Source organism: Streptomyces sp. NRRL S-455, from assembly GCF_000717875.1.
Classification (GTDB): Bacteria; Actinomycetota; Actinomycetes; order Streptomycetales; family Streptomycetaceae; genus Streptomyces.
On sequence record NZ_JOCT01000014.1, the window covers coordinates 97,503 to 122,223 of the forward strand.

General features: G+C 71.7%; 21 protein-coding genes. 11 read left to right on the plus strand and 10 right to left on the minus strand.

All coding sequences use genetic code 11. The features are described from left to right. Positions 1 to 130: 130 nt before the first annotated feature. The 4 genes from IE97_RS0120255 (at position 131) to IE97_RS0120270 (ending at position 5,439) form a co-directional block, all read left to right on the plus strand. Positions 131 to 1,540 carry a phytoene desaturase family protein gene (locus IE97_RS0120255; protein ID WP_030242370.1) on the plus strand — a complete coding sequence of 470 codons (1,410 nt, stop codon included), beginning with the start codon at positions 131 to 133 and terminating at the stop codon, positions 1,538 to 1,540. Continuing rightward, positions 1,537 to 2,046: an O-acetyl-ADP-ribose deacetylase gene (locus IE97_RS0120260; RefSeq protein WP_030242373.1), complete on the plus strand. Its 510-nt coding sequence runs from the start codon at positions 1,537 to 1,539 to the stop codon at positions 2,044 to 2,046. The genes IE97_RS0120255 and IE97_RS0120260 overlap by 4 nt, the downstream gene beginning before the upstream one ends. 383 nt (positions 2,047 to 2,429) lie before the next feature. Then, complete coding sequence (locus IE97_RS0120265; protein ID WP_030242376.1) at positions 2,430 to 5,114, plus strand: LuxR C-terminal-related transcriptional regulator; 2,685 nt, start codon at positions 2,430 to 2,432, stop codon at positions 5,112 to 5,114. Between the two features lie 127 nt (positions 5,115 to 5,241). Further along, a complete protein-coding gene (locus IE97_RS0120270) occupies positions 5,242 to 5,439 on the plus strand; it encodes a hypothetical protein (protein ID WP_030242378.1) in 198 nt (65 codons plus the stop codon). Between the two features lie 80 nt (positions 5,440 to 5,519). On the opposite strand, the gene IE97_RS0120275 is transcribed toward IE97_RS0120270, so the two are convergent. Further along, positions 5,520 to 6,113, minus strand: coding sequence for a potassium channel family protein (locus IE97_RS0120275; RefSeq protein WP_078603315.1), 594 nt, complete (start codon positions 6,111 to 6,113; stop codon positions 5,520 to 5,522). 291 nt (positions 6,114 to 6,404) lie between these two features. Here IE97_RS0120275 and IE97_RS0120280 point away from each other — a divergent pair, with 291 nt between their 5' ends. Continuing rightward, positions 6,405 to 6,851, plus strand: a complete 447-nt coding sequence (locus IE97_RS0120280; RefSeq protein WP_030896731.1) for a DUF7144 family membrane protein — start codon at positions 6,405 to 6,407, stop codon at positions 6,849 to 6,851. A 213-nt stretch (positions 6,852 to 7,064) separates the two neighbouring features. Here IE97_RS0120280 and IE97_RS0120290 read toward each other — a convergent pair whose 3' ends face one another. Further along, positions 7,065 to 9,110 carry a SpoIIE family protein phosphatase gene (locus IE97_RS0120290; RefSeq protein ID WP_030242386.1) on the minus strand — a complete coding sequence of 682 codons (2,046 nt, stop codon included), beginning with the start codon at positions 9,108 to 9,110 and terminating at the stop codon, positions 7,065 to 7,067. Between the two features lie 153 nt (positions 9,111 to 9,263). Here IE97_RS0120290 and IE97_RS0120295 point away from each other — a divergent pair, with 153 nt between their 5' ends. Then, positions 9,264 to 10,094, plus strand: a complete 831-nt coding sequence (locus IE97_RS0120295) for an alpha/beta fold hydrolase (protein WP_030242387.1) — start codon at positions 9,264 to 9,266, stop codon at positions 10,092 to 10,094. A 218-nt stretch (positions 10,095 to 10,312) separates the two neighbouring features. Continuing rightward, positions 10,313 to 14,221, plus strand: a complete 3,909-nt coding sequence (locus tag IE97_RS0120300) for a glycoside hydrolase family 2 TIM barrel-domain containing protein (protein ID WP_030242391.1) — start codon at positions 10,313 to 10,315, stop codon at positions 14,219 to 14,221. Positions 14,222 to 14,248: 27 nt separating this feature from the next. Here IE97_RS0120300 and IE97_RS0120305 read toward each other — a convergent pair whose 3' ends face one another. Continuing rightward, positions 14,249 to 14,611, minus strand: a complete 363-nt coding sequence (locus tag IE97_RS0120305) for an ArsR/SmtB family transcription factor (protein WP_030242394.1) — start codon at positions 14,609 to 14,611, stop codon at positions 14,249 to 14,251. 141 nt (positions 14,612 to 14,752) lie between these two features. On the opposite strand from IE97_RS0120305, the gene IE97_RS0120310 reads away from it, so the two are divergent. Genes IE97_RS0120310 through IE97_RS0120320 form a run of 3 tightly spaced genes read left to right on the plus strand, consistent with a single transcriptional unit; the run spans position 14,753 to position 17,464 of the window. Continuing rightward, positions 14,753 to 16,222: an AlkA N-terminal domain-containing protein gene (locus IE97_RS0120310; protein WP_030242397.1), complete on the plus strand. Its 1,470-nt coding sequence runs from the start codon at positions 14,753 to 14,755 to the stop codon at positions 16,220 to 16,222. A 10-nt stretch (positions 16,223 to 16,232) separates the two neighbouring features. Beyond that, positions 16,233 to 16,715 carry a methylated-DNA--[protein]-cysteine S-methyltransferase gene (locus IE97_RS0120315; RefSeq protein WP_030242400.1) on the plus strand — a complete coding sequence of 161 codons (483 nt, stop codon included), beginning with the start codon at positions 16,233 to 16,235 and terminating at the stop codon, positions 16,713 to 16,715. A gap of 35 nt (positions 16,716 to 16,750) precedes the next feature. Then, positions 16,751 to 17,464 (plus strand): bleomycin resistance protein, encoded by a 714-nt coding sequence (locus IE97_RS0120320; RefSeq protein ID WP_030242403.1) that lies wholly within the window; start codon positions 16,751 to 16,753, stop codon positions 17,462 to 17,464. Here the strand turns inward: IE97_RS0120320 and IE97_RS0120325 are convergent. From IE97_RS0120325 to IE97_RS0120335, 3 genes are all read right to left on the minus strand, one after another. Further along, positions 17,424 to 18,179, minus strand: a complete 756-nt coding sequence (locus IE97_RS0120325; protein WP_030242405.1) for an SIR2 family NAD-dependent protein deacylase — start codon at positions 18,177 to 18,179, stop codon at positions 17,424 to 17,426. The genes IE97_RS0120320 and IE97_RS0120325 overlap by 41 nt on opposite strands. 67 nt (positions 18,180 to 18,246) lie before the next feature. Beyond that, a complete protein-coding gene (locus IE97_RS0120330) occupies positions 18,247 to 18,741 on the minus strand; it encodes an NUDIX domain-containing protein (RefSeq protein WP_030242408.1) in 495 nt (164 codons plus the stop codon). A gap of 42 nt (positions 18,742 to 18,783) precedes the next feature. Further along, entirely contained in the window at positions 18,784 to 19,854 is a 1,071-nt protein-coding gene (locus IE97_RS0120335) for an ADP-ribosylglycohydrolase family protein (protein ID WP_030242410.1), read from the minus strand. Between the two features lie 205 nt (positions 19,855 to 20,059). Here IE97_RS0120335 and IE97_RS0120340 point away from each other — a divergent pair, with 205 nt between their 5' ends. Continuing rightward, on the plus strand, positions 20,060 to 21,220 hold the full coding sequence (locus IE97_RS0120340; protein ID WP_078603316.1) for a glycerate kinase: 1,161 nt from the start codon (positions 20,060 to 20,062) through the stop codon (positions 21,218 to 21,220). 96 nt (positions 21,221 to 21,316) lie between these two features. Here IE97_RS0120340 and pssA read toward each other — a convergent pair whose 3' ends face one another. From pssA to IE97_RS0120360, 4 genes are all read right to left on the minus strand, one after another. Beyond that, on the minus strand, positions 21,317 to 22,171 hold the full coding sequence (gene pssA, locus IE97_RS0120345) for a CDP-diacylglycerol--serine O-phosphatidyltransferase (RefSeq protein WP_030242412.1): 855 nt from the start codon (positions 22,169 to 22,171) through the stop codon (positions 21,317 to 21,319). Beyond that, a complete protein-coding gene (locus tag IE97_RS0120350; protein ID WP_030242415.1) occupies positions 22,158 to 22,814 on the minus strand; it encodes a phosphatidylserine decarboxylase in 657 nt (218 codons plus the stop codon). The genes pssA and IE97_RS0120350 overlap by 14 nt, the downstream gene beginning before the upstream one ends. A gap of 170 nt (positions 22,815 to 22,984) precedes the next feature. Then, entirely contained in the window at positions 22,985 to 24,190 is a 1,206-nt protein-coding gene (locus tag IE97_RS0120355; protein WP_030242417.1) for an acyl-CoA dehydrogenase family protein, read from the minus strand. A 2-nt stretch (positions 24,191 to 24,192) separates the two neighbouring features. Further along, positions 24,193 to 24,705, minus strand: coding sequence for a MaoC family dehydratase (locus IE97_RS0120360; protein WP_030242420.1), 513 nt, complete (start codon positions 24,703 to 24,705; stop codon positions 24,193 to 24,195). Positions 24,706 to 24,721: the final 16 nt, after the last annotated feature.

Below are 24,721 nucleotides of genomic sequence, written 5' to 3' on the forward strand. Positions count from 1 at the left end.
CCGTAGCTCACACCGCACTCCACGTGCGCCTTCCCGCCGGATTTCCCCCGCGGCCGGTGACGGTCCGTCCCCCGGCATATCCTGATCCTCAGTGGCCGTCGGCTGACGAAGGGGTCCGAAGGTGCCGTCGATGCTCGATGCCGTCGTGGTGGGTGCGGGGCCCAACGGACTGACCGCCGCCGTGGAACTGGCCCGTCGCGGCTTCTCGGTCGCCGTCTTCGAGGCCCAGGGCGCCGTGGGCGGCGGAGCCCGCACCGAGGAGCTCACGCTGCCCGGTTTCCGGCACGACCCGTGCTCCGCGGCCCACCCGCTCGCCATCAACTCACCCGCGTTCCGCGCCCTGCCGCTCGAACGCCACGGCCTGGAATGGCTGCACGCGGAGCTCCCGATGGCGCACCCCTTCCCGGACGGCACGGCGGCGGTGCTGGCCCGGTCGGTCGGCGAGACGGCCGCCTCCTTCGGGCCGCGCGACGCCGGGGCGTACCGCAGGCTCGTGGAGCCCTTCCTGCCCAAGTGGGACGTCCTCGCCCGCGACTTCATGTCCCTGCCGCTCACCGCGCTGCCCCGCGACCCGGTCACCCTCGCCCGCTTCGGCCTCGCCGGCCTGCCCCCGTCCACCCTGCTGATGCGCCGCTTCCGCGACGAACCGGCCAGGGCGCTGTTCGCCGGGCTCGTCGCCCATGTCATGGCACCCCTCAGCGGCTTCGCCACCGGCGCCATCGGCCTGGTCTTCGCCCTCGCGGCGCACGCCCGGGGCTGGCCCGTCGCCCGCGGCGGCTCCCAGGCCATCTCCGACGCCCTCGCCGCCCACCTGCTCGACCTCGGCGGCACCGTTCACACCGACTACGAGGTCAAGCGCCTCGACGACCTGCCGCCGGCCCGGGCGTACGTCTTCGACACCTCACCCACCGCCCTGGCCCGCATCGCCGGCTTCGGCGACCACTACGCCGGCTACCGTTACGGACCAGGCGTCTTCAAGATCGACTACGCGTTGGACGGCCCCGTGCCGTGGACCGCGAAGGAGGCCCGCGCCGCCGGCACGGTGCAGGTCGGCGCCAGCCGCGCGGAGATCGGGGCGGCCCTGCGCGCGGCGTCCCGGGAGGGCCGGGCCCCCGACAAACCGTTCCTGATCACGGTCCAGCCGAGCATCGTCGACCCCACCCGGGCGCCGGCGGGCAAGCACGTCTTCTGGGCCTACGGGCATGTCCCGCACGGCTGGACCGGTGACCTCACGGACGCCATAGAGCGCCAACTGGAGCGCTTCGCCCCGGGGTTCCGCGACCGTGTCCTGGCCCGCGCCACCGCGGGACCGGCCGAACTGTTCGCCCGCAACGCCAACTACGTCGGCGGTGACATCGCCTCCGGCGCGGTCTCCGGCCTCCAGCTCCTGCTGCGTCCGAAGCTCACCCTGTCCCCGTACACGACCCCTCACCCGGCCGTCTTCATCTGCTCGTCGGCGACCCCGCCGGGCCCCGGTGTGCACGGAATGTCGGGGCACAACGCGGCGAAGGCCGTCTGGAAGCGGCTGAGGCAGACGTGACCACCCTCGAACTGGTCCAGGGCGACATCACCCGGCAGCGCGTCGACGCGATCGTCAACGCGGCCAACTCCTCCCTGCTGGGCGGCGGAGGGGTCGACGGAGCGATCCACCGGCGCGGCGGCCCGGCCATCCTCGAGGAGTGCCGCAGACTGCGCGCCTCCTGCCTCGGCAAGGGTCTCGCCACCGGCAAGGCCGTCGCCACCACCGCCGGCGACCTGGACGCCCGCTGGGTGATCCACACCGTGGGTCCCGTCTTCAGCGCGACCGAGGACCACTCCGGCCTCCTCGCCTCCTGCTACCGCGAGTCGCTGCGGATCGCCGACGAACTCGGCGCCCGTACCGTCGCCTTCCCGGCGATCTCCACCGGCGTGTACCGCTATCCGATCGAGGACGCCGCGCGGATCGCGGTGGACGCGGTGCGGGCGGCGAAGACCGACGTCGAGGAGGTCCGGTTCGTGCTCTTCGACGAGCGCGCCTACGAGGCGTTCGCCGCGCGACTGCGCTGACGCGATCCCGGCCGCGGCCCGGGCGCCGGGCGGTGCGGGGCCTGAGCAGGCGACACATGTTCGTGCCCCTGTGCCGGGCCGCCTCGGAGGTGCCGTGCGGCTCCCTCGGTGGTGCCTGCGGATCCGGCGCCCGCGCGCGGGGCGGAGGGGCGGAGGGGCGGCGGGTGCTCGACTTCCACCGAACCGTGGCGCCCCGGGCCGCCGCATCGCCCGTCGCGGGTGGTCACGTCCCCGGCCGCCCGCTGTCCCTCCCCGCGGACCGCGCGGGGCCGCCCGGCCCGGGCCTGCACGGGCGTGCGCGTGCACGGGGGAGGGAACGCTGAGATGCTGAGCGAAACGAGTACTGCTCGTGCTCCGACGGACGGCAGGCGGTGGTGAACCCCATGGCCGCGACCGACGCGACTGGTACGGAGCCTGCGCTCGCGGGAGTCGACCCCACGGGTGACCCGCTGTTGCGCACCCGTTTCGCCCTGCCGGAGCGGCCCGTGACGTTCCTGCGCCGGTCCCGTCTGGTACGGCACCTCGACCGGGCTCTCGTGACGCCCCTGACGATGGTCAACGGGTCGGCCGGCGCGGGCAAGACCCTCCTGGTCGCCGACTGGGCCGCCGGACTGCGCGAACCCGTCGCCTGGCTCACCACCGACACCGCGGACCAGGCCCCCGGTGTCTTCTGGGCGTATCTGCTGGAGGCGCTGCGGGCCGCCGGCGTCCCCGTGGCGGGCGACGTCGGCTGCCCGGCGGAGGCCGGCCGTGTGGACCAGCGGACGCTGACCTGCCTCGCCGCCGACCTCGAGAGCCGGGACCACCCCACCGTCGTCGTCCTCGACGAGTTCGACCGGGTGACCTCGCCCGAGATCGCGGAGCAGTTGCAGTTCGTGCTGCGCCATGCCGGAGGCGGCATGCGCCTGGTCCTCGTCACCCGCACGGAACCCTTGCTGCCCCTGCACCGCTACCGTGCGGCGGGCGAGCTCACGGAGATCCGGGACGCCGAGCTGGCCTTCACCTCCGAGGAAGCCCAGGAGCTGCTGTCGCGCCACGGCCTGCACCTGCCGGCGAGCGCCGTGACGGCACTGGTGGGGCGGACCCAGGGATGGGCAGCGGGCCTCAGCCTGTGCGCACTGGCCGCCCGGCAGGGACCGGACCCCCAGGCCTACCTGAAGCAGTTCGAAGCCGACCACAGCACGGTGGCCGACTTCCTGCTGGCCGAGGTGCTGGACCGGCAGGCCCCCGCCGCCCAGGACCTGCTGCTGCGCATCAGCGTCCTGGAACGCTTCTGCCCCGACCTGGTGAACGCGCTGACGCTGCGGACCGACGCGGAACCGGTCCTGGCCGCGCTGCACCGCGAGAACGCCTTCGTCCACTACCTCGGCCACTCGTGGTACAGCCTGCATCCCCTCTTCGCGGAGATCCTCCGCGCTCACCTGCGCGAGCGTTTCCCCGGCCTCGAGCCGGAACTGCGCGGCCGGGCCGCTCGGTGGCTGCGCCGGTCCGGAGCCCTGCACGAGGCACTCGTCCAGGGCGCGGCGGCCGACGACTGGGACTTCGCCACCAGCGCCGTCGTCGACGACCTCGCGATCGGGCAGCTCTTCACCGGTCTGCGCTCGGAGGACCTGTCCGCCCTGTTCGCACGGATGAGCCCCGAGGCCACGGGCCCGGCGCCGGACCTCGTCCGCGCGGCACGCGAACTGGCCCGGCACGATCTCGATCACGGCCTGGCCCACCTGCGCCGGGCCGAGGAGCAACTGGCCGGGGACGGGACCGACCCCGCGCCGAGCCGGCTCAGCTGCGCCCTGCTGGAAGCCCTGGCGGGACGGCTGACGGGATCTCCGGGCAGAGCGGAACGCGCCGCCGAGCAAGCGAGAGTCCTCGAGCCGGACCTCTCCGGGCAACTCCTCGACGAACACCCGGAAATCAGCGCCCTGATGCTCGCCCACCTCGGTTCCGCCCGCCTGTGGGCAGGGCGTTTCGGCGCCGCCCGGACCGCGCTGGCGGCGGTCGCCGGACACCCGGGCGGAGCGGCGATGGCGCTGCCCCGGTGGGAGGCCCTCGGCCACCTGGCCCTGATCGACTACCTCGACGGCTGGCCCGGCCGGGCGGAACACAAGGCCCGGGCGGCGGCAGGCCAGGCGGAGCACTACAGCCTGCCCCAGCGGTCCGGGTCCGGCACCGGCCCCTTGGTCCTGGCCGCCGTGCACATCGACCGCGACGAACTCGACGAGGCCCAGGCGCTCCTCGACGCGGCGGCCGGTTCCACGCCGCTCGTCGAGGATCCGGTGCTTCAGGCGGGCCGAAGCCTCGTCCGGGGACTCCTTCTCCTGGCCAGGGGGGATACCCGGGCCGCGCTGGCAGCGGCGGAAGCGACCGTCCCGGCAGCCGTGAGTTCGCCCTGGGTGCGGGACCGGAGCGCCCTGCTCGCCTCCGCCGCCCACCTGGCCGAGGGGCATCCCGAGCTGGCCGAGAAGGTCGTGGAGCCGGTGGCACACCACCGGACGGCCTGTGCGGTCGCGGCGGCGCGGGCCCGGCTCGCGGCGGGGCGTCCCGAAGAGGCGCTCCACCTCATCGACGGCCTGCCCGAGGACGACCGGCCCGGTCCGGCGGTGACCGTGCGCGCCACACTGGTGCGCGCCCAGGCCGCCCTGGAGACCGGGGACCCCGCCGCCTGCCGCCGCCTCGTCGCCCGCGCGCTCCTGGACGGCCGGCGCGAGCGGCTGCGCCGCCCGTTCCGGGAAGCCGGCCCCTGGATCCGCCCACTGCTGAGCACCGGCCGGCCACGCGAGCTGGCCGAGGGCTGGCTCGTACCCGGCAGCGGCCGTCACCGCGTCCCCGGGCACATCCCGCCGCACGCCCCCGCGGCCCCTGCCCCGGATCTGGCCGCGGAGGAACTGAGCGAGCGCGAGCGGGACGTGCTGCGCAGGCTCTCCCAGATGATGTCGACGCAGGAGATCGCCGCCGACCTCCACGTCTCCGCGAACACCGTGAAGACCCACCTCAAGAGCATCTACCGCAAACTCGCGGTGAGCCGACGCGGCGACGCCGTGCGCCGCGCCCGTGATCTGCGTCTTCTTTGAACCCTGCGAGGACTCCTCGGACGTATTCACCTGCGCCGGGTGAGGGCGGGCGGCGCGCCGGGGCGGAACATCGCAGGGGAGGGGCGTGTTCCGCCCTTCCCAGGCCGCCGCCCCCGGAGGGCCGCTCATGCGCTACGAGTTCCGTGTCGACGGACAGATGTCGGAGACGCTGGTCAAGGTCTTCCCAGAGCTGGAGCACGTGATGATGGCCGGGCAGACCGTCCTCTACGGGCCCATAGTCGACACGGCACACCTGTACGGGCTGCTGACCCGCTTGCAGTCGCTGGGGCTCAGGGTCGTGGAACTGCGCCAGCTGCCGGAGTGACGCGAACGAGGTGAGCGCACGCTCGAAGCGACCGCTGCCGCCAGGGCAGGCCGCGATGGCCACGGGATCGCCCTTCGCCGTCAGGGGAGGTCCTCGGGCGGCTCGCGCCCCTGCCTCCGCATCCCGGCCCGCACCGCCCTGGCGAGAACCCGCGCGGCCACGCCCACCAGGAGCAGTCCGCCCACCATCTGAAGCATCGTCAGCACACGCCCCGTCTGGGACACGGCGACGATGTCGCCGTATCCGACGGTGGTGAACGTGGTGAGGGTGAAGTACAGGGAGTCCGTCTTCGTCATCGGCTCGCTGAACGAGCCCGGGGTGGTGTGCTCCACCGTGAAGTAGGTGCCCGCGAAGACCAGCAGGAACAGTGCCAGCGTCGTGGCCAGGGCCTCGACGGCCTTCAGGCGGGGATAGGGCGAGGACACGATGGCCCGCACCTCCCGCCAGAAGATCACGAAGACCAGCAGCAGGCCGCAGGCCAGCAGCGTCGAGGTGCGGACCGTGCTGTGCCCGTCCAGTGGCAGCTCGTAGTAGACGGTGACGAGCCCGACCGCGATGAGCGCGGCACGGACGAGAGCGGCGAGCTGCGCGCGCCGCCCGGAACGCGGCTCCTGCTGCTCCCGCGCTCGCCGAGGCCGGGTGGGCCCGGTCCGGGGAATCCCTGGATGGTCCATCTCGTGTCTCTCGGTCCTGTGGGACTGGGCTCTCCACTCCACCGCGGTGGCACCGGGTGCGGATCACCCACGAGGGGTGATCCGGGGAACGACCGGCGCGGATCTCAGACCGGAGAGGCCCGGTCCGGTCGCCGCCCGGAGCACGTCGCCGCCGGATGGTCACCCGCTCCGGGTGAGGCGGCCCGGACCGGGCCGTGAGCACGCTGGGAGCGGTTGGCCTGAGCCCTGGCCCACGACACCTCCACCTCCGGTCGCCGAACGAGCCGGACGCAGCAGAAACGAGGCAGCAGGATGACCACCACTCACCCCACACACGAGCCCACGGCGAAGCGCGAATGGGCCGTCGGCGTGATGATCCTCGGGGCCGTCATGCTCATGATCGCCGGGATTCTCGGCGTCCTGCGCGGTATCGCGGCGATCGCCGAGGACGACGTGTTCCTCACGACCTCCGACTATGTCTTCGAGTTCGACCTCACGGGCTGGGGCTGGGTCCATCTGATCCTGGGCGCGGTCGCCGTGCTCGTCAGCATCGGGCTGTTCCAGGCGTCGACATGGGCGCGCGTGGCCGGCGTCATCATCGCCGGACTCGTCATCATCGCCAACTTCCTCTCCCTCCCGTACTACCCGGTCTGGTCCGTCGTGATGATCGCGATCTCGGGGTTCGTCATCTGGGCCCTGTGCACCGTGCGCAAGGACGACGCCCGGCAGTCGTTCGAACAGCCGCCGGGCAATCCGTGAGCCGCACCTCCCGGCCCGTCCGGGGCCGGGCCGGGAGGCGCCGTGTCAGCGTGCGGCCGAGGCCTTCGTGCCCACCGGGAACCGGGTGTCGTCCGGCGAGCGCGAGGTGCGGCCGGCCGGCAGGTCGAGACGCCTCTGCTGACCCATCGACAGGTCGGCCACCGGCTTGGAGAACGCAACTCGCGCTGACGTCCTACCAGTTGCGGCCGTCGCTCAGGCGTGGGTGCGGACCAGCAGGAGCGCGACGTCGTCGTCGGGCTCCGGGCTCAGCACGCTGAGCAGGCTGTCGCTGGTGCGCTGGAGGCTGGGTCCCGCGTTCCGCAGGAGGCGGGTCAGCGTGGTGAGCCCGGTGTCGATGGGCTCCCCGCGGTTCTCGACCAGCCCGTCGGTGTACAGGGCGAGCAGGGAGCCCGGGGCGAACTCCACCTCCACGGTCTTGAACTCCACGCCGCCGACCCCGAGCGGGACCCCGCCGGGCACGTCGACGAGCTCGGCGCCGCCGTCCGCCCCGGCGAGCACCGGCGGCAGGTGACCGGCGCTGGACAGCGCGCAGGTGCCGGTCCGCAGATCGCACACGGCGTACACGCACGTGGCGATCGCGTCGCCGAGCGAGCCGGCGATGTCGTCGAGGTGCCGCAGCAGATCGGCGGGCGGCAGATCCAGCCGGGCCAGGGCCCGCGTCGCCGTGCTCAGCTGCCCCATGATCGCCGCTGCCTGGACGCCCTTGCCCATCACATCGCCCACGATGAACCCGGTGCGTCCCGGCCCCAGCGGCAGCACGTCGTACCAGTCGCCGCCGACCTCGCTGAGGGCCGGGCGGTAGCGGGCGGCGATCTCCAGCCCCTCCCGTTCGGCGGGCGTGGCCGGGAGCAGACTGCGCTGCAGCGTCAGGGCGGTGCCGCGTTCCCGTCCGTAGAGGCGGGCGTTGTCGATGCAGATCGCGGCGCGCGAGGCGAGTTCCGAGGCGAGCACCTGGTCCCGGTCGTCAAAGGGACGTTCGTCGATCGTGCGGTACAACGTGAGGGTGCCCAGCACCTTGCCCCGGGCCATCAGCGGCAGGGCCAGGTAGGAGTGGGCGCCGGCCTCGCGCAGTGTCTGGGCGGCGCGCGCGTCCCGGGCGATGCGCCGCATCATCTTGGCATCCACGCGCTCCACCAGGACCGCGCGGGCGCTGCGGACGCACTGCGTGATGATCCGTGACGGCCCGTAGGTGGCCAGCTCGCCCACCGGGTCGGCGGCGTGGATCGCGCCGGTGGGGTAGCCGGCCGCGACGGCCAGCGCCCTGAACTCGGCGGGTGCGCTGTCGAACACCGGGGGGATGGCGCCGTGGGCGACGACGGACTCCAGGACGTCCACGGCGGCCAGGTCCGCCACGTGTGACACCACCACGTCGGCCAGCTCCCGGGCGGTCTGCCGCAGATCGAGCGTGGTGCCGATGCGCACGCCGGCGTCGGCGATCACCGACAGGTGCTGGCGCGCCTGAGCGACCTCGGCCGCGGCCTGCTGGCGCTCGGTGACGTCGAGTACGGCCATCGCGAGGCCGAGCACACGGCCGTCGGTGTCCTCGATGCGGTGGTACGACTCCGAGTAGGCGCGGTTCTGCTCGTCCGCCACCGTACGGCCGAGGGTCTGCTGGTCGAGCAGGGGTCTGCCGGTCTTGAGGACGTGCCGCATCCGGCCCTCGATGGCCTCGACGTCCAGGTCCGGCAGCACCTCCCCGACCCGGCGTCCCAGCACCGCCTCCTCCGGCACGCCGTTGATCCGCTCCAGGGCCGGATTGACCCCGACCCAGCGCAGGTCGTTGTCGAAGACGGCGATACCGAGGGGTGTCTGGTTGACGAGGCTGTGCGAGAGGGCGAGGTCCCGCTCCACGTTCCGGACCGTCGTCGCGTCCGCGGCGAGTCCGAGCAGGTGAGGCTGCCCATCGGAGTCGAGCAGCCGCATCGTGCGGAACTCCACGGCGCGGTCCGTGCCGTCCTTGTGCCGCAGCGGGAAGACACCCGCCCAGCGGTCGCCCGATCTGACCTGCGCGAAGAGCTCCCTGCCGCGGGGGCGGTTCTCCGGGGCGATCAGGAGCGTGTCGGCGCGCTGCCGCAGGGCCTCGGCCGCGGTGTAGCCGAGCAGCTGCTCGATCTCGGGACTCCACAGCGCGATGTGCCCGCCCGCGTCCAGGACCACGGCCGCGACCTTCAGCAGGTCCAGCAGCCCGCCGGGCGCGGCCGTGACGTCATCGCGATCCGAGGTCGCATACCCGTTCATGCGGGCCGCTCCTTCCGGCGCGGCAAGAGGTACCGCCAAGATCCGTTGCGCGGGTTGTCCGATGAGGTCACAGTACGGTCGGAAGAGTGGCACTGTCGCGCTGAAACGACAAAAAGCCAGAGGGGTCCGTGCAGACCGCGAAGGAGAGCCGTCTTGGGTGACTGGTCGTTGCGAGAGAGTCTGTCCACGGCGTCGGGGACCGTCCGCTGGGACCGGCTCGGGGACCCCGGTGGCGAGCCGGTCGTGCTGCTGCACGGAACGCCCTTCTCGTCGTACGTGTGGCACGAGATCGCTCCCGCCCTCGCAGCCGCCGGATACCGCGTCCATGTGTGGGACATGCCGGGCTACGGCGGCTCCGCCATGTACCCGGACCAGGACGTCTCGTTGGGCGCGCAGGGCGAGGTGTTCGCCGGGCTGCTGGCGCACTGGGGCCTTCGGGAGCCGTCCGTCGTCGCGCACGACTTCGGCGGATGCGTGGCGCTGCGCGCCCACCTGCTGCACGGGGCCCGCTACCGGCGGCTCGCCCTGGTCGACCCGGTGGCCCTGGAGCCCTGGGGTTCGCCCTTCTTCCGGCTGGTCGGGGAACACAGCCAGGTCTTCGAGCAACTGCCGGCGGCGCTGCACGAGGCCCTGGTGCGCGAGTACGTCACGTCCGCAAGCCACGTCGGCCTGCGTCCCGCCGCGCTCGACGCGCTGGTCCGGCCGTGGACGGGGGAGCGGGGCCAGGCCGCCTTCTACCGCCAGATCGCGCAGGCCGACCAGCGCTACACCGACGACATCCAGCCGCTGTATCCCACGCTCGACCTGCCCGTCACCGTGTGCTGGGGCACCGAGGACACCTGGATCCCCTTCGCCAAGGGGCAGGAACTGGCCGCCCTGATCCCGGGCGCCCGGCTCCGGCCGGTCCCGGACGCCGGGCACCTCGTACCGCTGGACGCGCCCGGCCGGCTGGCGAGCGAGGTGCTCGCCTTCCTCACGAGCTGAGAGCCGACCGACGGAACCATCAGGACCGAACAAAGTCTCACGCGGTCATTGCTTCGATTGTGTTCGAGTCCTAGGGTGTGCCTGCTCAGCAGTTGCTCCGTCACCGTCAGTTGCACGCGCCCCAACAGAAACTCCCATCCCGCGAAGGGGGTTGAGGGCCGCGACTGACGTGCCCTCAGTCCGTGCAGCACCCTGTCGAACCGAGGAAGGCCACGGTCATGCCGCACCCGCACCCGTCCCCCGCCGACCGGCCCGTCCACTCCGAGCGTCCGGTGGTCAGCCGTCGCCGTCTGCTGGAGGGAGGAGCCGCCGTGCTCGGCGCGCTCGCCCTGTCGGCGTCGCCCGCCGTGGCGCACGCGGCCGGCAGGCGTCCGGCCGCGGAGGGCCCGCCGGAGTGGAACGACGGCCTGGCCGTGTACCGGGTGGGCACCGAGCCGCCGCACACCACGCTCATGCCGTACGCGGACCTCGGGCAGGCACTGGCCGGTGACCGCGAGCGCTCGCCGTACCGGCTGAGTCTGGACGGCACATGGAAGTTCGCCTACGCAGACCGCCCCGACGACCGTGACACCGACTTCTACCGCACGGACGTGGACGACTCCGGATGGGACGCCATCCCGGTGCCCTCGGCCTGGCAGTTGCAGGGCTACGACTTCCCGATCTACGTCAACATCACGTACCCCTGGTGGGGTCCCAACGGCGGTGGCGAGAACGCCCAGCCGCCGGCCGCCCCCACCCGCTACAACCCCGTGGGCCAGTACCGCCGCACGTTCACCGTCCCGCGCAACTGGTCGGGCCGGCGCACCTTCCTGCACTTCGAGGGAGTCAAGTCCGCCCACTACGTGTGGATCAACGGCGAGCTGGCGGGCTACCACGAGGACTCCTACACCTCCGCCGAGTACGACATCACCCGCCACCTCAAGCCGGGCACCAACCAGATCGCCGTCGAGGTCTACCGCTACTCCGACGCGGAGTGGCTGGAGGACCAGGACATGATCCGGCTGAGCGGCATCTTCCGCTCGGTCCACCTCTTTTCGACGCCGAACGTGCACCTGCGCGACTTCAGACTGGGCACCCCGCTCGGTGACGACTACACCTCCGCCGAGCTCGAGGTCACCGCGCACGTCCGCGACTACGGCGGCGAGGGCGCGGGCCGCTACACCGTCGAGACCCAGCTGTACGACGCGCGCCGCCACGCCGTCTGGTCCCGACCCCTGAACCTGCCCGTCGACGTCCCGGACGGTGACGAGGCCACCGCGAAGGCCTCCAGAGTCGTCCCGTCGCCGAAGCTCTGGTCTGCCGAGCACCCGAACCTGTACACCGCCGTACTGCGCCTGCGCGACCCGGCCGGAAAGGTGATCGAGACCCTCTCGCACCGGGTCGGCTTCCGCGAGTTCGCGCTCAAGGACGGCCTGATGCGCATCAACGGCAAGCCGGTCTCCTTCCGCGGCACCAACCGGCACGAGATCCACCCCGCCACCGGCTCGGCCCTCACCCGCGCGCAGATGATCGAGGACATCGGGATCATCAAGCGCCTCAACATCAACAGCGTCCGCACCTCGCACTACCCCAACAGCCCGCTGTGGCTGGAACTCGCCGACGAGTACGGCCTGTACCTCGTGGACGAGACCAACCTCGAGACCCACGGCATCCGCGACGAGTACCCCGGCAGTGGCCACCCCGAGTGGACCGAGGCGTGCGTGGTGCGCGCCCAGAACATGGTCCACCGCGACAAGAACCACGCCTCGGTGGTCATCTGGTCGCTCGGCAACGAGGCGGGCGGCGGCACCACCTTCAACGCCATGTACGACTGGATCCGCTCCTACGACCCGACCCGCGTCATCCAGTACGAGGGCGATGACCGCCCGGGCATCAGCGACATCCGCTCCGAGATGTACGACAGCCCGCAGCGGGTCGAGCAGCGCGCCAAGGACACCAGCGACACCCGCCCGTACGTCATGATCGAGTACTCCCACGGGATGGGGAACTCCAACGGCAACTTCAAGAAGTACTGGGACATCGTCCGCCGCTACGACGTGCTCCAGGGCGGCTGGATCTGGGACTTCGTCGACCAGGCCCTGCTCTGGCCCACCCCGACGCGCAAGCTGCTGACCGAGTCCGGCCCCGGCTCGCTGCGCGGCGAGATCATCGCGCCCAGCGGCACCTTCGACCGCGCCAAGGGCGTCTCCGGCGGCGCCGTCTTCCCCCGCGACCCCGGCCTCGACCTCACCGGCTCGCTCACCCTGGAGGCCTGGGTCACCCCGCACGTGACCGGCTACCACCAGCCCATCATCGCCAAGGGCGACACCCAGTACGCCCTCAAACAGTCCGACCGGACGCTGGAGTTCTTCATCCACGGCGGCGGCCAGTGGGTCACCGCGAGCTGGCCGCTGCCCGACGGCTGGACCGGCAGGGAGCACCATGTCGCCGGCGTCTTCGACGCGGAGGCGGGCACGCTCACCCTGTACGTCGACGGCCAGGTGCGCGGCACCCGGACCACCACCCGGCGCCCCAGCGACAACACGGCGTCCCTGTCCCTCGCCACGGATGTCGACAACCCGACCCGGGAGTTCAGCGGCACCATCCGCCGGGCCCGCGTCTACGCCCGTGCGCTCAGCGCCACGGAACTGGCCTCGGACACCCGCGGCCCGGACGACGAGGGCGTGCGGTTCTGGTTCGACGCCGCCACGGCCGGCCTCACCGAGAAGCGCCCGCGTGACAAGACGTTCTACGCGTACGGCGGCGACTGGGGCGACAACCCCAACGACGGAGCCTTCGCCGGCGACGGCATCATCACCGCCGACCGCGGCCTCACGGGCAAGTCCGCCGAGGTCAAACAGATCTACCAGGCCATCAACGCCACCCGGGCCTCGGGCGGTCCCGGCGCCGTCAAGCTCACCAACGAGTACCTCTTCACCAACCTCCGTGAATTCGACGGCCGTTGGTCCCTCGTCGCCGACGGCAAGGTGATCCAGCGCGGCCGGCTGGACCGGGACCAGCTGAACCTCGCGCCGCTGAGCAGCAAGGACATCAAGGTGCCCGTGCGGCTGCCGGCGAAGCCCGAGCCGGGCACCGAGTACTTCCTGGAGCTCTCCTTCACCACCAAGGAGTCCACGCCGTGGGCCAAGGCGGGCTTCGAGGTGGCCAAGCAGCAACTCGCCCTGGAAACGGGCGGCCCCGCCGTGAAACCGGTGCCGCTGCGCAGCGTGCCCGCCCTGCGCCACACCGACCGGGACGACGACGTCACGGTCACGGGCAAGGGCTTCTCGGTCACCGTCGACAAGAGCGCCGGAACCATCACGTCGTACGAGGCGGCAGGCACGCGTCTGATCACCTCCGGCCCCGTCCCGAACTTCTGGCGGGCGCCCACCGACAACGACCGGGGCAACGGCCACCACACCCGCAACCAGGTGTGGCGGGACGCCGGAGCCAGGCGGGAGGTGGCGGACGTACGGGTGCGGACCCTGGACGACCGGGCCGTCGAGATCACGGTCACCGGCACCCTCCCCACCACCCCGCAGTCCACGTACAGCACGACGTACACGGTCTTCGGCAACGGCGAGATCAAGGTCGACAACACCCTGCACCCGGGCGCGTCGAACCTGCCGTACATCCCCGAGGTCGGCAACCTGCTGTTCCTGCCACGCCGTCTCGACCGGCTGCACTACTACGGCCGGGGCCCCGAGGAGAACATGTGGGACCGCAACAACGCCACCGACGTGGGCCTGTACTCCGGCACCGTCTCCGGACAGTGGACCTCCTACCTGCGCCCCCAGGAGAACGGCAACAAGACCGACGTCCGCTGGGCCGCGCTGACCGACCGCGGCGGGCGCGGACTGCTCGTCTCAGGTGAGCCGCTGCTGGAGGTCAACGCCTCGCACTTCACCCCCGAGGACCTCTCGGTCGGCGCCCGCCACGACTACCAGCTCACTCCCCGGGACGCCGTGGTCCTCCGGGTCAACCACCGCCAGATGGGCGTGGGCGGCGACAACAGCTGGGGCGCCCACACCCACGACGAGTTCAAGCTCCTCGCGGGCCGGGACTACGCGTACACCTACCGGCTGCGTCCGCTCACGCGCGTGAGCGAGGCGATGGAGGCCTCACGACGGCCCACGGCGACCGAATAGGGCGGACGGTGCGACAGCGGCGCCGCCTCAGTCGGCGGCGTCGCTGAGGCCCAGGCGCAGATGCTCCACGTGGTACACGGCCTGGTCGAGCAGCTCGGCGACATGGTGGTCGTGCAGCGCGTACACCACCGAACGGCCCCGGCGCTCACCCACCACCAGGCCGAGGTTGCGCAGCAGCCGCAGCTGGTGCGAGCAGGCGGACTGCTCCATGCCCACCTCGGCGGCCAACTCCGTGGCCGGAAGCGGGCCTTCCCTGAGGCGCGCCAGGATCAGCAGCCGGGACGGCGTGGACAGGGCCTGGAGCGTGGTGGCGACCTTCGCGACGTTGTCCGCGTCCAGGCGTACGCGCTCGGTGGCGTCCTGCGCGGGAATGACGGCTCCATGACCCATGACGCCATCGTACCGGCCTCGCACGAACACATGAATGAATCTTCATCTGTGCCCGTGGTGGCCCCCGCGTGCGAGGTCGATGTCGGATTCTCGCCAGACTCGTCCCGCCGGCTGCCCGATGCTGGAGCCATGCAGATGGGGATGCACACCGACACCGAGCGCTGCGTGCGCGCCGTCCGGTCCAAGGACGCGCGGTTCGACGGATGGTTCTTCACGGCCGTCCTGACGACCGGCATCTACTGCCGTCCCAGTTGCCCGGTGGTGCCGCCGAAACCGGAGAACATGGTCTTCCACCCGAGCGCGGCGGCCTGTCAGCAGGCCGGTTTCCGGGCCTGCAAGCGCTGCCGGCCCGACACCAGCCCCGGCTCCCCGGAGTGGAACCAGCGCGCCGACCTCGTGGCCCGGGCCATGCGGCTGATCGCCGACGGCGTCGTGGACCGCGAGGGCGTGCCCGGCCTCGCCACCCGCCTCGGGTACAGCACGCGGCAGGTCGAGCGCCAACTCCTCGCCGAACTGGGAGCCGGCCCGCTCGCGCTGGCCCGCGCCCAGCGCGCCCAGACGGCCCGGCTGCTCATCGAGACGACAACCCTGCCGATGGCGCAGATCGCCTTCGCCGCCGGCTTCGCCTCGATCCGCACCTTCAACGACACGGTCCGCGAGGTCTTCGCCCTCGCCCCGGGCGAGCTGCGCGCCCGTGCGCCCCAGCGGCAGGGCGCGAGCACGCCCGGCGCCCTGTCCCTGCGGCTGCCGTTCCGCGCCCCGCTCAACCCCGACAACCTCTTCGGCCACCTCGCCGCGACGGCCGTGCCCGGGGTGGAGGAGTGGCGGGACGGCTCCTACCGGCGCACACTCCGCCTGCCCTACGGCCACGGCATCGTGTCGCTGACTCCCAACCCCGACCACATCGCCTGCCGCCTCACCCTCAGCGACCTGCGCGATCTGACCGTCGCCATCAGCCGCTGCCGCCGCCTGCTCGACCTGGACGCCGACCCGGTCGCGATCGACGAGCAGCTGCGCACGGACCCCGTCCTGGCACCGCTGGTCGACAAGGCGCCGGGCCGCCGTGTCCCGCGCACGGTGGACGAGGCGGAGTTCGCCGTGCGGGCCGTACTGGGCCAGCAGGTCTCCACCGCAGCAGCCCGCACCCACGCGGCTCGCCTGGTCACCGCCCACGGCCAGCCGGTCGACGATCCCGAGGGCGGCCTCACCCACCTCTTCCCAGGCCCCGAGGCCCTGGCGGCCCTCGACCCCGAGACGCTGGCGATGCCCCGCACCCGCCGCACGACCTTCACCACCCTCGTCCGCCACCTCGCCGACGGCGACCTCCACCTGGGCGTGGAGAGCGACTGGCCGCAAACCCGCGCCCAGCTCCTCGCCCTGCCCGGCTTCGGTCCCTGGACCGTGGACGTCATCGCCATGCGCGCCCTCGGCGACCCGGACGCCTTCCTCCCCACCGACCTCGGTATCCGCCGCGCCGCCCAGGAGCTCGGCCTGCCCTCCACCCCCGCCGCTCTCACCGCCCGCGCGGCGGCCTGGCGCCCCTGGCGGGCCTACGCCGTCCAGTACCTCTGGGCGACCGACAGCCACCCGATCAATTTCCTTCCGGTATGAGGACGTTCCGATGAAGCAGCACACCGTGACCGACAGCCCCTACGGCCCGCTCACCCTCGTCGCCGACGACGGCGTCCTGTGCGGGCTCTACATGACCGACCAGCGCCACCGCCCGCCCGAGGAGGCCTTCGGCACCCGCGACGACACGTTGTTCACGGAGACGGAGGAACAACTGAAGGCCTACTTCGCGGGAGACCTCAAGGAGTTCACCCTCGAACTCCGCCTGAGCGGCACCCCGTTCCAGCGCGCCGTCTGGGAGCAGCTGCGCCGCATCCCGTACGGCGAGACCCGCACCTACGGCGAACTCGCCGCGGCCCTCGGCACCCCCACCGCCTCCCGCGCGGTCGGCCTCGCCAACGGCCGCAACCCCATCGGCATCATCGTCCCCTGCCACCGCGTCATCGGAGCGAGCGGAGGGCTCACGGGGTACGGGGGCGGGCTGGAGCGCAAGCAGCGCCTGCTGGACTTCGAACGGGGAGCGGCCCTCTTCTGACACACCAGCTGGTCAAATTTGACTAGACTGCGGTCATGCCGGAGAAGACGATCCCGATCCTGCCGTGCCGGACCCTTCAACCCGTCCTCGACTTCTACACCGCCCTCGGCTTCGAGGTGACCTACCAGCAGCGCAGCCCCAACCCTTACGCGGTCGTCGAACGCGGCGCCACAGAGCTGCAGTTCTTCGCGATGAAGCGCTACGAGCCGAGCGAGTCGATCAGCACCTGCTACGTCCTGACCGACGACGTCGACGGTCTGTACGAGGCGTTCCGGGCCGGGCTCAAGTCGGCGTACGGCAGGATCCCCACCCGGGGGCTGCCCCGGCTCGGGCCGCTCAAGGACATGTCCTACGGGGTGCGGCAGTTCCTCATGACCGACCCGGGCGGCAACTGCGTCCGCGTGGGGCAGCGCACGGGCGAGGACCGCCGGCACGGACGCGCTCCCGAAGAGACGTTCGCCCGGGCCCTGCACCACGCGTCGCTGCTGGCGGACTCCAAGGGGGACCCGGCGGGCGCCGCGAAGGTCATCGACCGTGTGCTGCGCCTGACGGACGAGACGCCGACGGACGTACAGCTGCTGCAGCTGCTCGTGCTGCGCGGCGACATCGCGGGCCGGCTCGGCGAGGAGGAGACGGCGGCGGCCGCGCTCGCCCGGGCCGCCGCGCTCGACCTCACCGGCACCGAGCGCGAACAGGCCCTGGACGCCCTCACGCGCCTGGAGGACCTCCGGCCGGCTGACCGGCCGTGAGGCCGCGCAGCAGCCGGGGCAGGGCCGTGCCGATGGGTTCGCGGACGATCTCGTCGGCCCGGTCGTCGTACGGCGTCGGCTCGGCGTTGACGATGATCAGCCGGGCGCCGTGGTCGGCGGCGACACCCGCGAGTCCAGCAGCGGGCTGGACCTGGAGGCTCGTGCCGACCGCGACGAAGACCTGGCAGGCCTTGCTGATGGCGACCGCCTCGCCGAGGACGACGGGGTCGAGCCGCTCGCCGAACATCACCGTCGCCGACTTCAGGATGCCGCCGCACTCCAGACAGGGCGGGTCGTCCTCGCCGGCCTCGACCCGCGCGAGCGCGTCCTCCATCGGGCCACGGGCGTGGCAGCCGGTGCACACGACACTCCGCGCGGTGCCGTGCAGTTCGAGGACCTTGCGGTCGGGCATTCCGCCGAGCTGGTGCAGGCCGTCCACGTTCTGGGTGATCACCCGCACCGGCACCCCCGACCGTTCCAGGTCGGCCACGGCCCGATGGGCGGCATTGGGCTCCGCCCGGAGCGTCCGGTTCTTGCGCCGCATCTGCCACGAGCGACGGCGGATCTCCGGGTCGCTCATGTAGTACTCGTACGTCACGAGCTTCTCGGCCTCGGGATCCCGGCGCCACAGCCCGTTCGGCCCGCGGTAGTCCGGGATCCCGGAGTCCGTGCTGATACCGGCACCGCTGAGAAGGGCGACGAGGGGCTTGGTCATGTCACCGAGGGTAGGACGGGCCGTGCCGGAGCGGCGAGCGGATATCGCGCGCCCGGCACCGTCGCGGTCAGTGCACCCGGTGCCCGTTCTCCAGCTCCGCCGTGCCCGAGCCCTCCGCCAGGACGTCCAGGGCGGTCAGGACACGGCGGCCGAGTGCGCCCGGCAGGTGGTCGGTCAGCTCCTCGCGCGGGACCAGCCGCCAGGACAGCAGTTCCTCCTCCTGGAGACGGATCGCCTTGAGGTCCTCCTCGCCGAGCACCCCGCCGTCGTACAGGTACGCCACCAGCGGCGGACGCCCCGGGCCGTGCACCCAGTCCACCGCCAGCAGCCGGCCGAGTTCACGGTCCAGCCCGATCTCCTCCGCCGTCTCACGCCGTGCGCCCTGCCGCGGGGTCTCGCCGTCGTCGGACTCGATCGTGCCGCCGGGCAGCGTCCAGCCCTCCCGGTAGTTGGGCTCGACCAGCAGCACCCGGCCCTCGCCGTCCCGGAACAGCGCGGCGGCGCCGGCCAGGACGCGGGGCAGGGACGCGATGTAGGCGGCGAAGTCAGGAGAGGTGGTCATTGGGGCAGGGTAACCACCCGGTGGCCGGCTCAGCCGTTCCGGTCAGGCCTCCAGCTTCGCCAGCCGCACCGTCCGCTCCGCCAGCTCGCTGATCCGCACCCCGTCGAAACCGAACACCGCGCTGCGGACCGTGTCCTCCAGCGGCACCTTCCACTGGTCGGGGATGCCCACGGCTCCGCCGAAGACACCCGCCACCGACCCCGCCGTCGCGCCGTTGGAGTCCGTGTCCAGGCCACCGCGGACGGTCAGGGTGATGGTGCGGGTGAAGTCGCCGTCGCCGTACAGCAGGCCCGCGGTGAGGACGGCGGCGTTGGGGACGGTGTGGATCCACCCCATCCCGGTGGTCTCCTCGGCGGCCGTGGTGAGCGTGTCCTCCCAGGACATCCGGGCGTCGTGCAGCGAGACCACCCGGCGCACCGTACGGGCCAGGCGGCTGCTCGCGGGGATCACGGCCAGGGCCTCGTCGACGGCGTGCCGCACGGTCCGGGCCCTGAACGCCGCCGCGATCAGTGCCGCCGCCCACATCGCCCCGTAGACCCCGTTGCCGGTGTGTGACAGCACCGCGTCCCGCCGGGCCAGCGCGGCGGCCCGGCGTGGCGCGCCCGGGCAGGTCCAGCCGTAGATGTCGGCGCGGATGAGGGCGCCGATCCACTCCTGGTACGGGTTGTCGTACGTCGCCGTCAGCGGCGGCTTGAGCCCGTTGGCGAGGTTGCGGTACGCGGCCCGCTCCGCCGTGAAGGTCTGCAGGTACGGCAGCCGCAGCAGCCACAGGTCGCCGACCTGCTCGGTGCTGAAGCCGAAGCCGTGGGTCTCCAGCAGGTCGAGGCCGAGGATGGCGTAGTCGACATCGTCGTCACGGCAGCTGCCGTGGATCCGGCCGCGCACGCACTGGCGCCACTCGGGACGCAGCGCGGCTTCGATGTCGCCGGGGGGTTCGGGCAGGTAGTCGGTCAGCGGGAGGGCGGAAGCCTGTCCGAGGTAGTGATCGATGCGGTCGCGGGTCCATACCTCGCCCTGTTCGACGGGCTTGCCGAGCATGTTTCCCGCGATGCGGCCGGTCCAGCCGCCGAGGATGCGGTCGGACAGCGCCGTTTCGTTGTCGACGAGGGTCATGGTTCTGGTCTACCCGTTTCGCGCAGGGTGCCTGAGGGGTCAGAGGGGGGACCCGATGTCGCCGCGGGGCCCGCCCTCCGGGCGGACTGAGGGCATCGGTCCAGGGGTCGGGCAGAGCTGACGGCCGGGGCGTCCTCCGGCTAAGGTCGCAGCGGCGCGACTGGCCCTGACGTGCGTGAGGGCCCGGAGAGCAAGGGGAGTGCTAGTGGCGGACGCTGCAGTGGGAGACACCCGGAAGGCACGGCGGGTGCTCGTCGCCGCGGACAAGTTCAAGGGGTCGCTGACGGCCGTGGAGGTCGCCGAGCGGGTGACGGCCGGGCTGCGCCGCGTCGTACCGGGTCTCGAGGTCGAGGCGCTGCCCGTGGCCGACGGCGGCGACGGGACCGTGGCAGCGGCGGTCGCGGCCGGGTTCGAACGCCGGGAGGTACGGGTCGTCGGCCCCCTCGGCGGCGAGGTGACGGCGGCGTACGCGCTGCGCGACGGCACGGCGGTCGTGGAGATGGCCGAGGCCAGCGGACTCCAGCGGCTGCCCGCCGGGGTCTTCGCGCCGCTCACGGCGTCCACCTACGGCTCGGGGGAACTGCTGCGGGCCTCGCTCGACGCGGGTGCCCGCACGATCGTCTTCGGGGTCGGCGGCAGCGCCACCACGGACGGCGGCGCGGGCATGCTGTCCGCGCTGGGCGCCCGGTTCCTGGACGCGGACGGCGAGCCGGTGCCCCCGGGCGGCGGCGGCCTCGCCGGGCTGGCGACGGCCGACCTGTCGGGCCTCGACCCGCGCCTCACGGAGATCGAACTCGTCCTCGCGAGCGACGTCGACAACCCGCTGACCGGGCCGAAGGGCGCACCCGCGGTGTACGGACCGCAGAAGGGCGCCTCACCGGACGATGTGGAGACCCTGGACGCCGCCCTCGCGCACTTCGCGAAGGTCCTGGAAGGGGTTGTGGGCCCGGAGGCCGCCGAGTGCGCCGCCTCGCCGGGCGCGGGAGCAGCCGGCGGCATCGGCTACGGCGCCCTGCTGCTGGGTGCCCGTTTCCGCCCCGGCATCGAGGTGATGCTCGACGCCCTTTGCTTCGCGCCCGCCCTGGACCGCGCCGACCTGGTGATCACCGGCGAGGGCTCCCTCGACGAGCAGACCCTGCACGGCAAGGCCCCGGCGGGTGTCGCCGCTGCGGCCCGCGCGGCCGGCACGGACGTCGTCGCGGTCTGCGGCCGCCTCACCCTCTCCCCGGAGACACTGGCCCGCGCCGGCTTCCGCCGCGCGTACCCCCTGACGGCCGCCGAGCCGGACGTGGCGAGGTGCATCGCGGAGGCGGGCCCCATCCTGGAACGGGTGGCGGAACGCATCGCCAGGGACTTCCTGACCTGATCGGGGCCCTCGCACACACCGCGACCACTCACGGTGCCGCACACGGCAAAGGCCCCGGACCGAGAACTCGGTCCGGGGCCCAGTGCCGGTGCAACGCTACGGCAGCTGCGCCGCCCGCGCCTCGCGCCGGTTGTCACGGAAGGTGTTCACCCGGCGTGCCGTGGCGAACAGCGGGATCGTCGCCGCCATCACGATCTGCAGCGCGCAGCCCATCTGCAGCAGCACCTGGCCGCCCGGCGCGTCGAAGGCCCACGCCGCCAGCATGCCCATGGCCGACACGATCCAGCAGAGCATCGCCACCGCCAGGATGCCCCGCGGCTTCGGGTACTCGACCCGGCTCACCATCAGCCACGCGGTTCCGACGACCGCCAGCAGGGTCGCTTCGAACGGCAGTTCAAGCAGCACGATCGAGACGACCGTGAGCGCACCGAACGGTGACGGCATGCCCTGGAAGGTGCCGTCCTTCACCGTCACGCACGAGAACCGCGCGAGCCGCAGGACCACCGCCAGCAGTACGACGATCGCTCCGACCGCGGCCACCCGCTGGTGCGCGTCGTTCGCCACCATGCCGTACACGAGGACGAAGTACGCCGGTGCCAGCCCGAAGCTGATCAGGTCGGACAGGTTGTCCAGCTCGGCGCCCATGGGGGAGGAGCGCAGTTTGCGCGCCACCAGCCCGTCGAAGAGGTCGAAGATCGCCGCGCAGAGCATCAGGATGACCGCCGTGGCCGCGCTGTGGCGGGCCATGCCCGTCTCCTGGCTGCCCGTGAGGTGCGGGATCAGGATGCCGGTGGTGGTGAAGTACACCGCCATGAAGCCGCACGTGGCGTTGCCGAGCGTGAGGGTGTCCGCTATCGACAGGCGCAGAGAGAGGGGCATCTCCTCTTCTTCGTCGACCTCGTCGGCCTCCGGGACCCAGCCGGCCTTGGTATCCGGATCAATCACGGTCAATGCGAGTCACCCCTGCCACGGTCTTCTGCCCCACCTCGACAGCGACCTCCACGCCCTCGGGCAGGTAGAGGTCGACACGCGAGCCGAAGCGGATCAGGCCGATCCGCTCGCCCTGCTCGACCTTCGTGCCCTGGGGCACGTAGGGGACGATGCGGCGGGCGACCGCGCCGGCGATCTGGATCATCTCGATGTCGCCGAGCTCGGTGTCGAAGTGCCAGACGACCCGCTCGTTGTTCTCGCTCTCCTTGTTGAAGGCGGGAACGAAGCCACCGGGGATGTGCTCGACCGACGTCACCGTGCCGGCCAGCGGGGCGCGGTTCACGTGGACGTTGAGCGGGCTCATGAAGATCGCGACGCGGGTGCGGCCGTCCTTCCACGGCATGATGCTCTGCACCACACCGTCGGCGGGCGAGATGACCCGGCCCTGGGTGATCTCGCGCTCGGGGTCGCGGAAGAACCACAGCATTCCCGCCGCGAGCGCGGTGGCGGGAACGGCGACGGCCTTGGCGGCGCCGGAGCGGCGGGCCCGGACCAGGCTGAGGGCTGCGGTGGCGACGGTCGGAAGGAGCCACGGCGATGCTCCGCGCGCGAGGCGTACGCCGGCCCGGCTGTCGCGAGGTGCAGAGGTTTGGCTGTGGGGCATGGATGACCTTCGTAGCGGATGAGGCCGCACTCTGACGGGGGACGGCGGCTTTCCGGCGATCGTAGCGGCTCGGGGCCGTAACTGGGTAAGCCACGAAGCCGAGTCGGCGACCGAAGAGTGCTGACGGGGTGTGATCTTCTTCTCCAAGAAAACACCCCGTATCCGGACATCTAGCCCTGGAATCGATACTCTTCGAGCAGCCGCCGACCGATGATCATTTTCTGGATTTCGGCGGTACCTTCACCGATCAGCAGCATCGGCGCCTCACGGTAGAGGCGCTCGATCTCGTACTCCTTGGAGAAGCCGTAGCCGCCGTGGATCCGGAAGGCGTCCTCGACGACCTCCTTGCAGTACTCGGAGGCGAGGTACTTCGCCATCCCAGCCTCGAGGTCGTTTCGCTCCCCGGAGTCCTTTTTGCGCGCTGCGTTCACCATCATCGCATGCGCGGCCTCGACCTTGGTAGCCATCTCGGCCAGCTTGAACTGGATCGCCTGGTGCTGGGCGATCGGCTTCCCGAAGGTGTGGCGCTGCTGGGCGTACTGCACACCGAGCTCGAACGCACGCTGAGCGACGCCACAGCCACGTGCCGCCACGTTGACGCGGCCGACCTCGACGCCGTCCATCATCTGGTAGAAACCACGGCCGGTGACCCCGCCGAGCACACGATCCGCAGGAATCCGCAGGCCATCCATGATGAGTTCGGTGGTGTCGACCCCCTTGTAACCCATCTTGTCGATCTTCCCGGGAATGGTGAGGCCGGGGCGGACCTCGCCGAAGCCGGGCTCCTTCTCGACGAGGAAGGTCGTCATCGACTTGTGTGGCGCGGTGCCCTCGGGGTGACCTTCGTCACTTCGGACCAGAACGGCCACGAGCGAGGACGTTCCGCCGTTCGTGAGCCACATCTTCTGGCCGTTCAGGACGTACTCGTCGCCGTCCTTCACCGCCTTCGACGTGATCGCCGACACGTCCGAACCCAGGGCCGGCTCCGACATCGAGAACGCGCCGCGGATGTCGCCCGCCGCCATCCTCGGCAGGAAATGGTCCTTCTGTTCCTGTGTGCCGTGCTGCTTGAGCATGTACGCCACGATGAAGTGGGTGTTGATGATGCCGGACACCGACATCCACCCGCGGGCGATCTCCTCCACGCACAGCGCGTACGTCAGGAGCGACTCGCCCAGGCCCCCGTACTCCTCGGGGATCATCAGGCCGAACAGGCCCAACTCCTTCAGCCCGTCGACGATCTGCTGCGGGTACTCGTCGCGGTGCTCCAGCTCGGTCGCGACCGGGATGATCTCCTTGTCCACGAAGTCCCGGACGGTGGAGAGGATCTCCTGCTGGATGTCCGTCAGACCGGCGGTCTGGGCGAGTCGCGCCATGGCTACTTCTCCTGCTCCTTGAGCTCGGGGCGGCCGGGCTGCTCGCCGCCGCGCTCCTTGATGTAGGTCTCGGTCGGCACCATCACCTTGCGGCGGAACACGCAGACCAGCGTGCCGTCCTGCTTGTAGCCCTTGGTCTCGACGTGCACGATCCCGCGGTCGTTCTTCGACTTCGACGGCCACTTGTCGAGCACGGTCGTCTGGCCGTAGACGGTGTCGCCGTGGAAGGTCGGCGCCACGTGCTTCAGCGACTCGATCTCCAGGTTGGCGATGGCCTTGCCGGAGATGTCCGGCACGGACATGCCGAGCAGCAGCGAGTAGATGTAGTTCCCCACGACGACGTTCTTGCCGAAGTCGGTCGTCTTCTCCGCGTAGTTCGTGTCCATGTGGAGGGGGTGGTGGTTCATGGTGAGGAGACAGAACAGGTGGTCGTCGTACTCCGTGACCGTCTTGCCCGGCCAGTGCTTGTACGTCGCACCGACCTCGAACTCCTCGTACGTGCGTCCGAACTGCATCGCGCTCAGCGCCCCT

What these genes read in the sequence shown, in the direction of transcription:
- IE97_RS0120330 (WP_030242408.1), bottom strand. Translation starts at nt 18,741, where the DNA reads ATGACCACCTCTCCTGACTTCGCCGCCTACATCGCGTCCCTGCCCCGC.
- IE97_RS0120360 (WP_030242420.1), bottom strand. Translation starts at nt 24,705, where the DNA reads ATGCAGTTCGGACGCACGTACGAGGAGTTCGAGGTCGGTGCGACGTAC.
- IE97_RS0120255 (WP_030242370.1), top strand. Translation starts at nt 131, where the DNA reads ATGCTCGATGCCGTCGTGGTGGGTGCGGGGCCCAACGGACTGACCGCC.
- IE97_RS0120270 (WP_030242378.1), top strand. Translation starts at nt 5,242, where the DNA reads ATGCGCTACGAGTTCCGTGTCGACGGACAGATGTCGGAGACGCTGGTC.
- IE97_RS0120280 (WP_030896731.1), top strand. Translation starts at nt 6,405, where the DNA reads ATGACCACCACTCACCCCACACACGAGCCCACGGCGAAGCGCGAATGG.
- IE97_RS0120265 (WP_030242376.1), top strand. Translation starts at nt 2,430, where the DNA reads ATGGCCGCGACCGACGCGACTGGTACGGAGCCTGCGCTCGCGGGAGTC.
- IE97_RS0120300 (WP_030242391.1), top strand. Translation starts at nt 10,313, where the DNA reads ATGCCGCACCCGCACCCGTCCCCCGCCGACCGGCCCGTCCACTCCGAG.
- IE97_RS0120355 (WP_030242417.1), bottom strand. Translation starts at nt 24,190, where the DNA reads ATGGCGCGACTCGCCCAGACCGCCGGTCTGACGGACATCCAGCAGGAG.
- IE97_RS0120275 (WP_078603315.1), bottom strand. Translation starts at nt 6,113, where the DNA reads ATGGACCATCCAGGGATTCCCCGGACCGGGCCCACCCGGCCTCGGCGA.
- IE97_RS0120325 (WP_030242405.1), bottom strand. Translation starts at nt 18,179, where the DNA reads ATGACCAAGCCCCTCGTCGCCCTTCTCAGCGGTGCCGGTATCAGCACG.
- IE97_RS0120290 (WP_030242386.1), bottom strand. Translation starts at nt 9,110, where the DNA reads ATGAACGGGTATGCGACCTCGGATCGCGATGACGTCACGGCCGCGCCC.
- IE97_RS0120305 (WP_030242394.1), bottom strand. Translation starts at nt 14,611, where the DNA reads ATGGGTCATGGAGCCGTCATTCCCGCGCAGGACGCCACCGAGCGCGTA.
- IE97_RS0120350 (WP_030242415.1), bottom strand. Translation starts at nt 22,814, where the DNA reads ATGCCCCACAGCCAAACCTCTGCACCTCGCGACAGCCGGGCCGGCGTA.
- IE97_RS0120335 (WP_030242410.1), bottom strand. Translation starts at nt 19,854, where the DNA reads ATGACCCTCGTCGACAACGAAACGGCGCTGTCCGACCGCATCCTCGGC.
- IE97_RS0120315 (WP_030242400.1), top strand. Translation starts at nt 16,233, where the DNA reads ATGAAGCAGCACACCGTGACCGACAGCCCCTACGGCCCGCTCACCCTC.
- IE97_RS0120320 (WP_030242403.1), top strand. Translation starts at nt 16,751, where the DNA reads ATGCCGGAGAAGACGATCCCGATCCTGCCGTGCCGGACCCTTCAACCC.
- IE97_RS0120310 (WP_030242397.1), top strand. Translation starts at nt 14,753, where the DNA reads ATGCACACCGACACCGAGCGCTGCGTGCGCGCCGTCCGGTCCAAGGAC.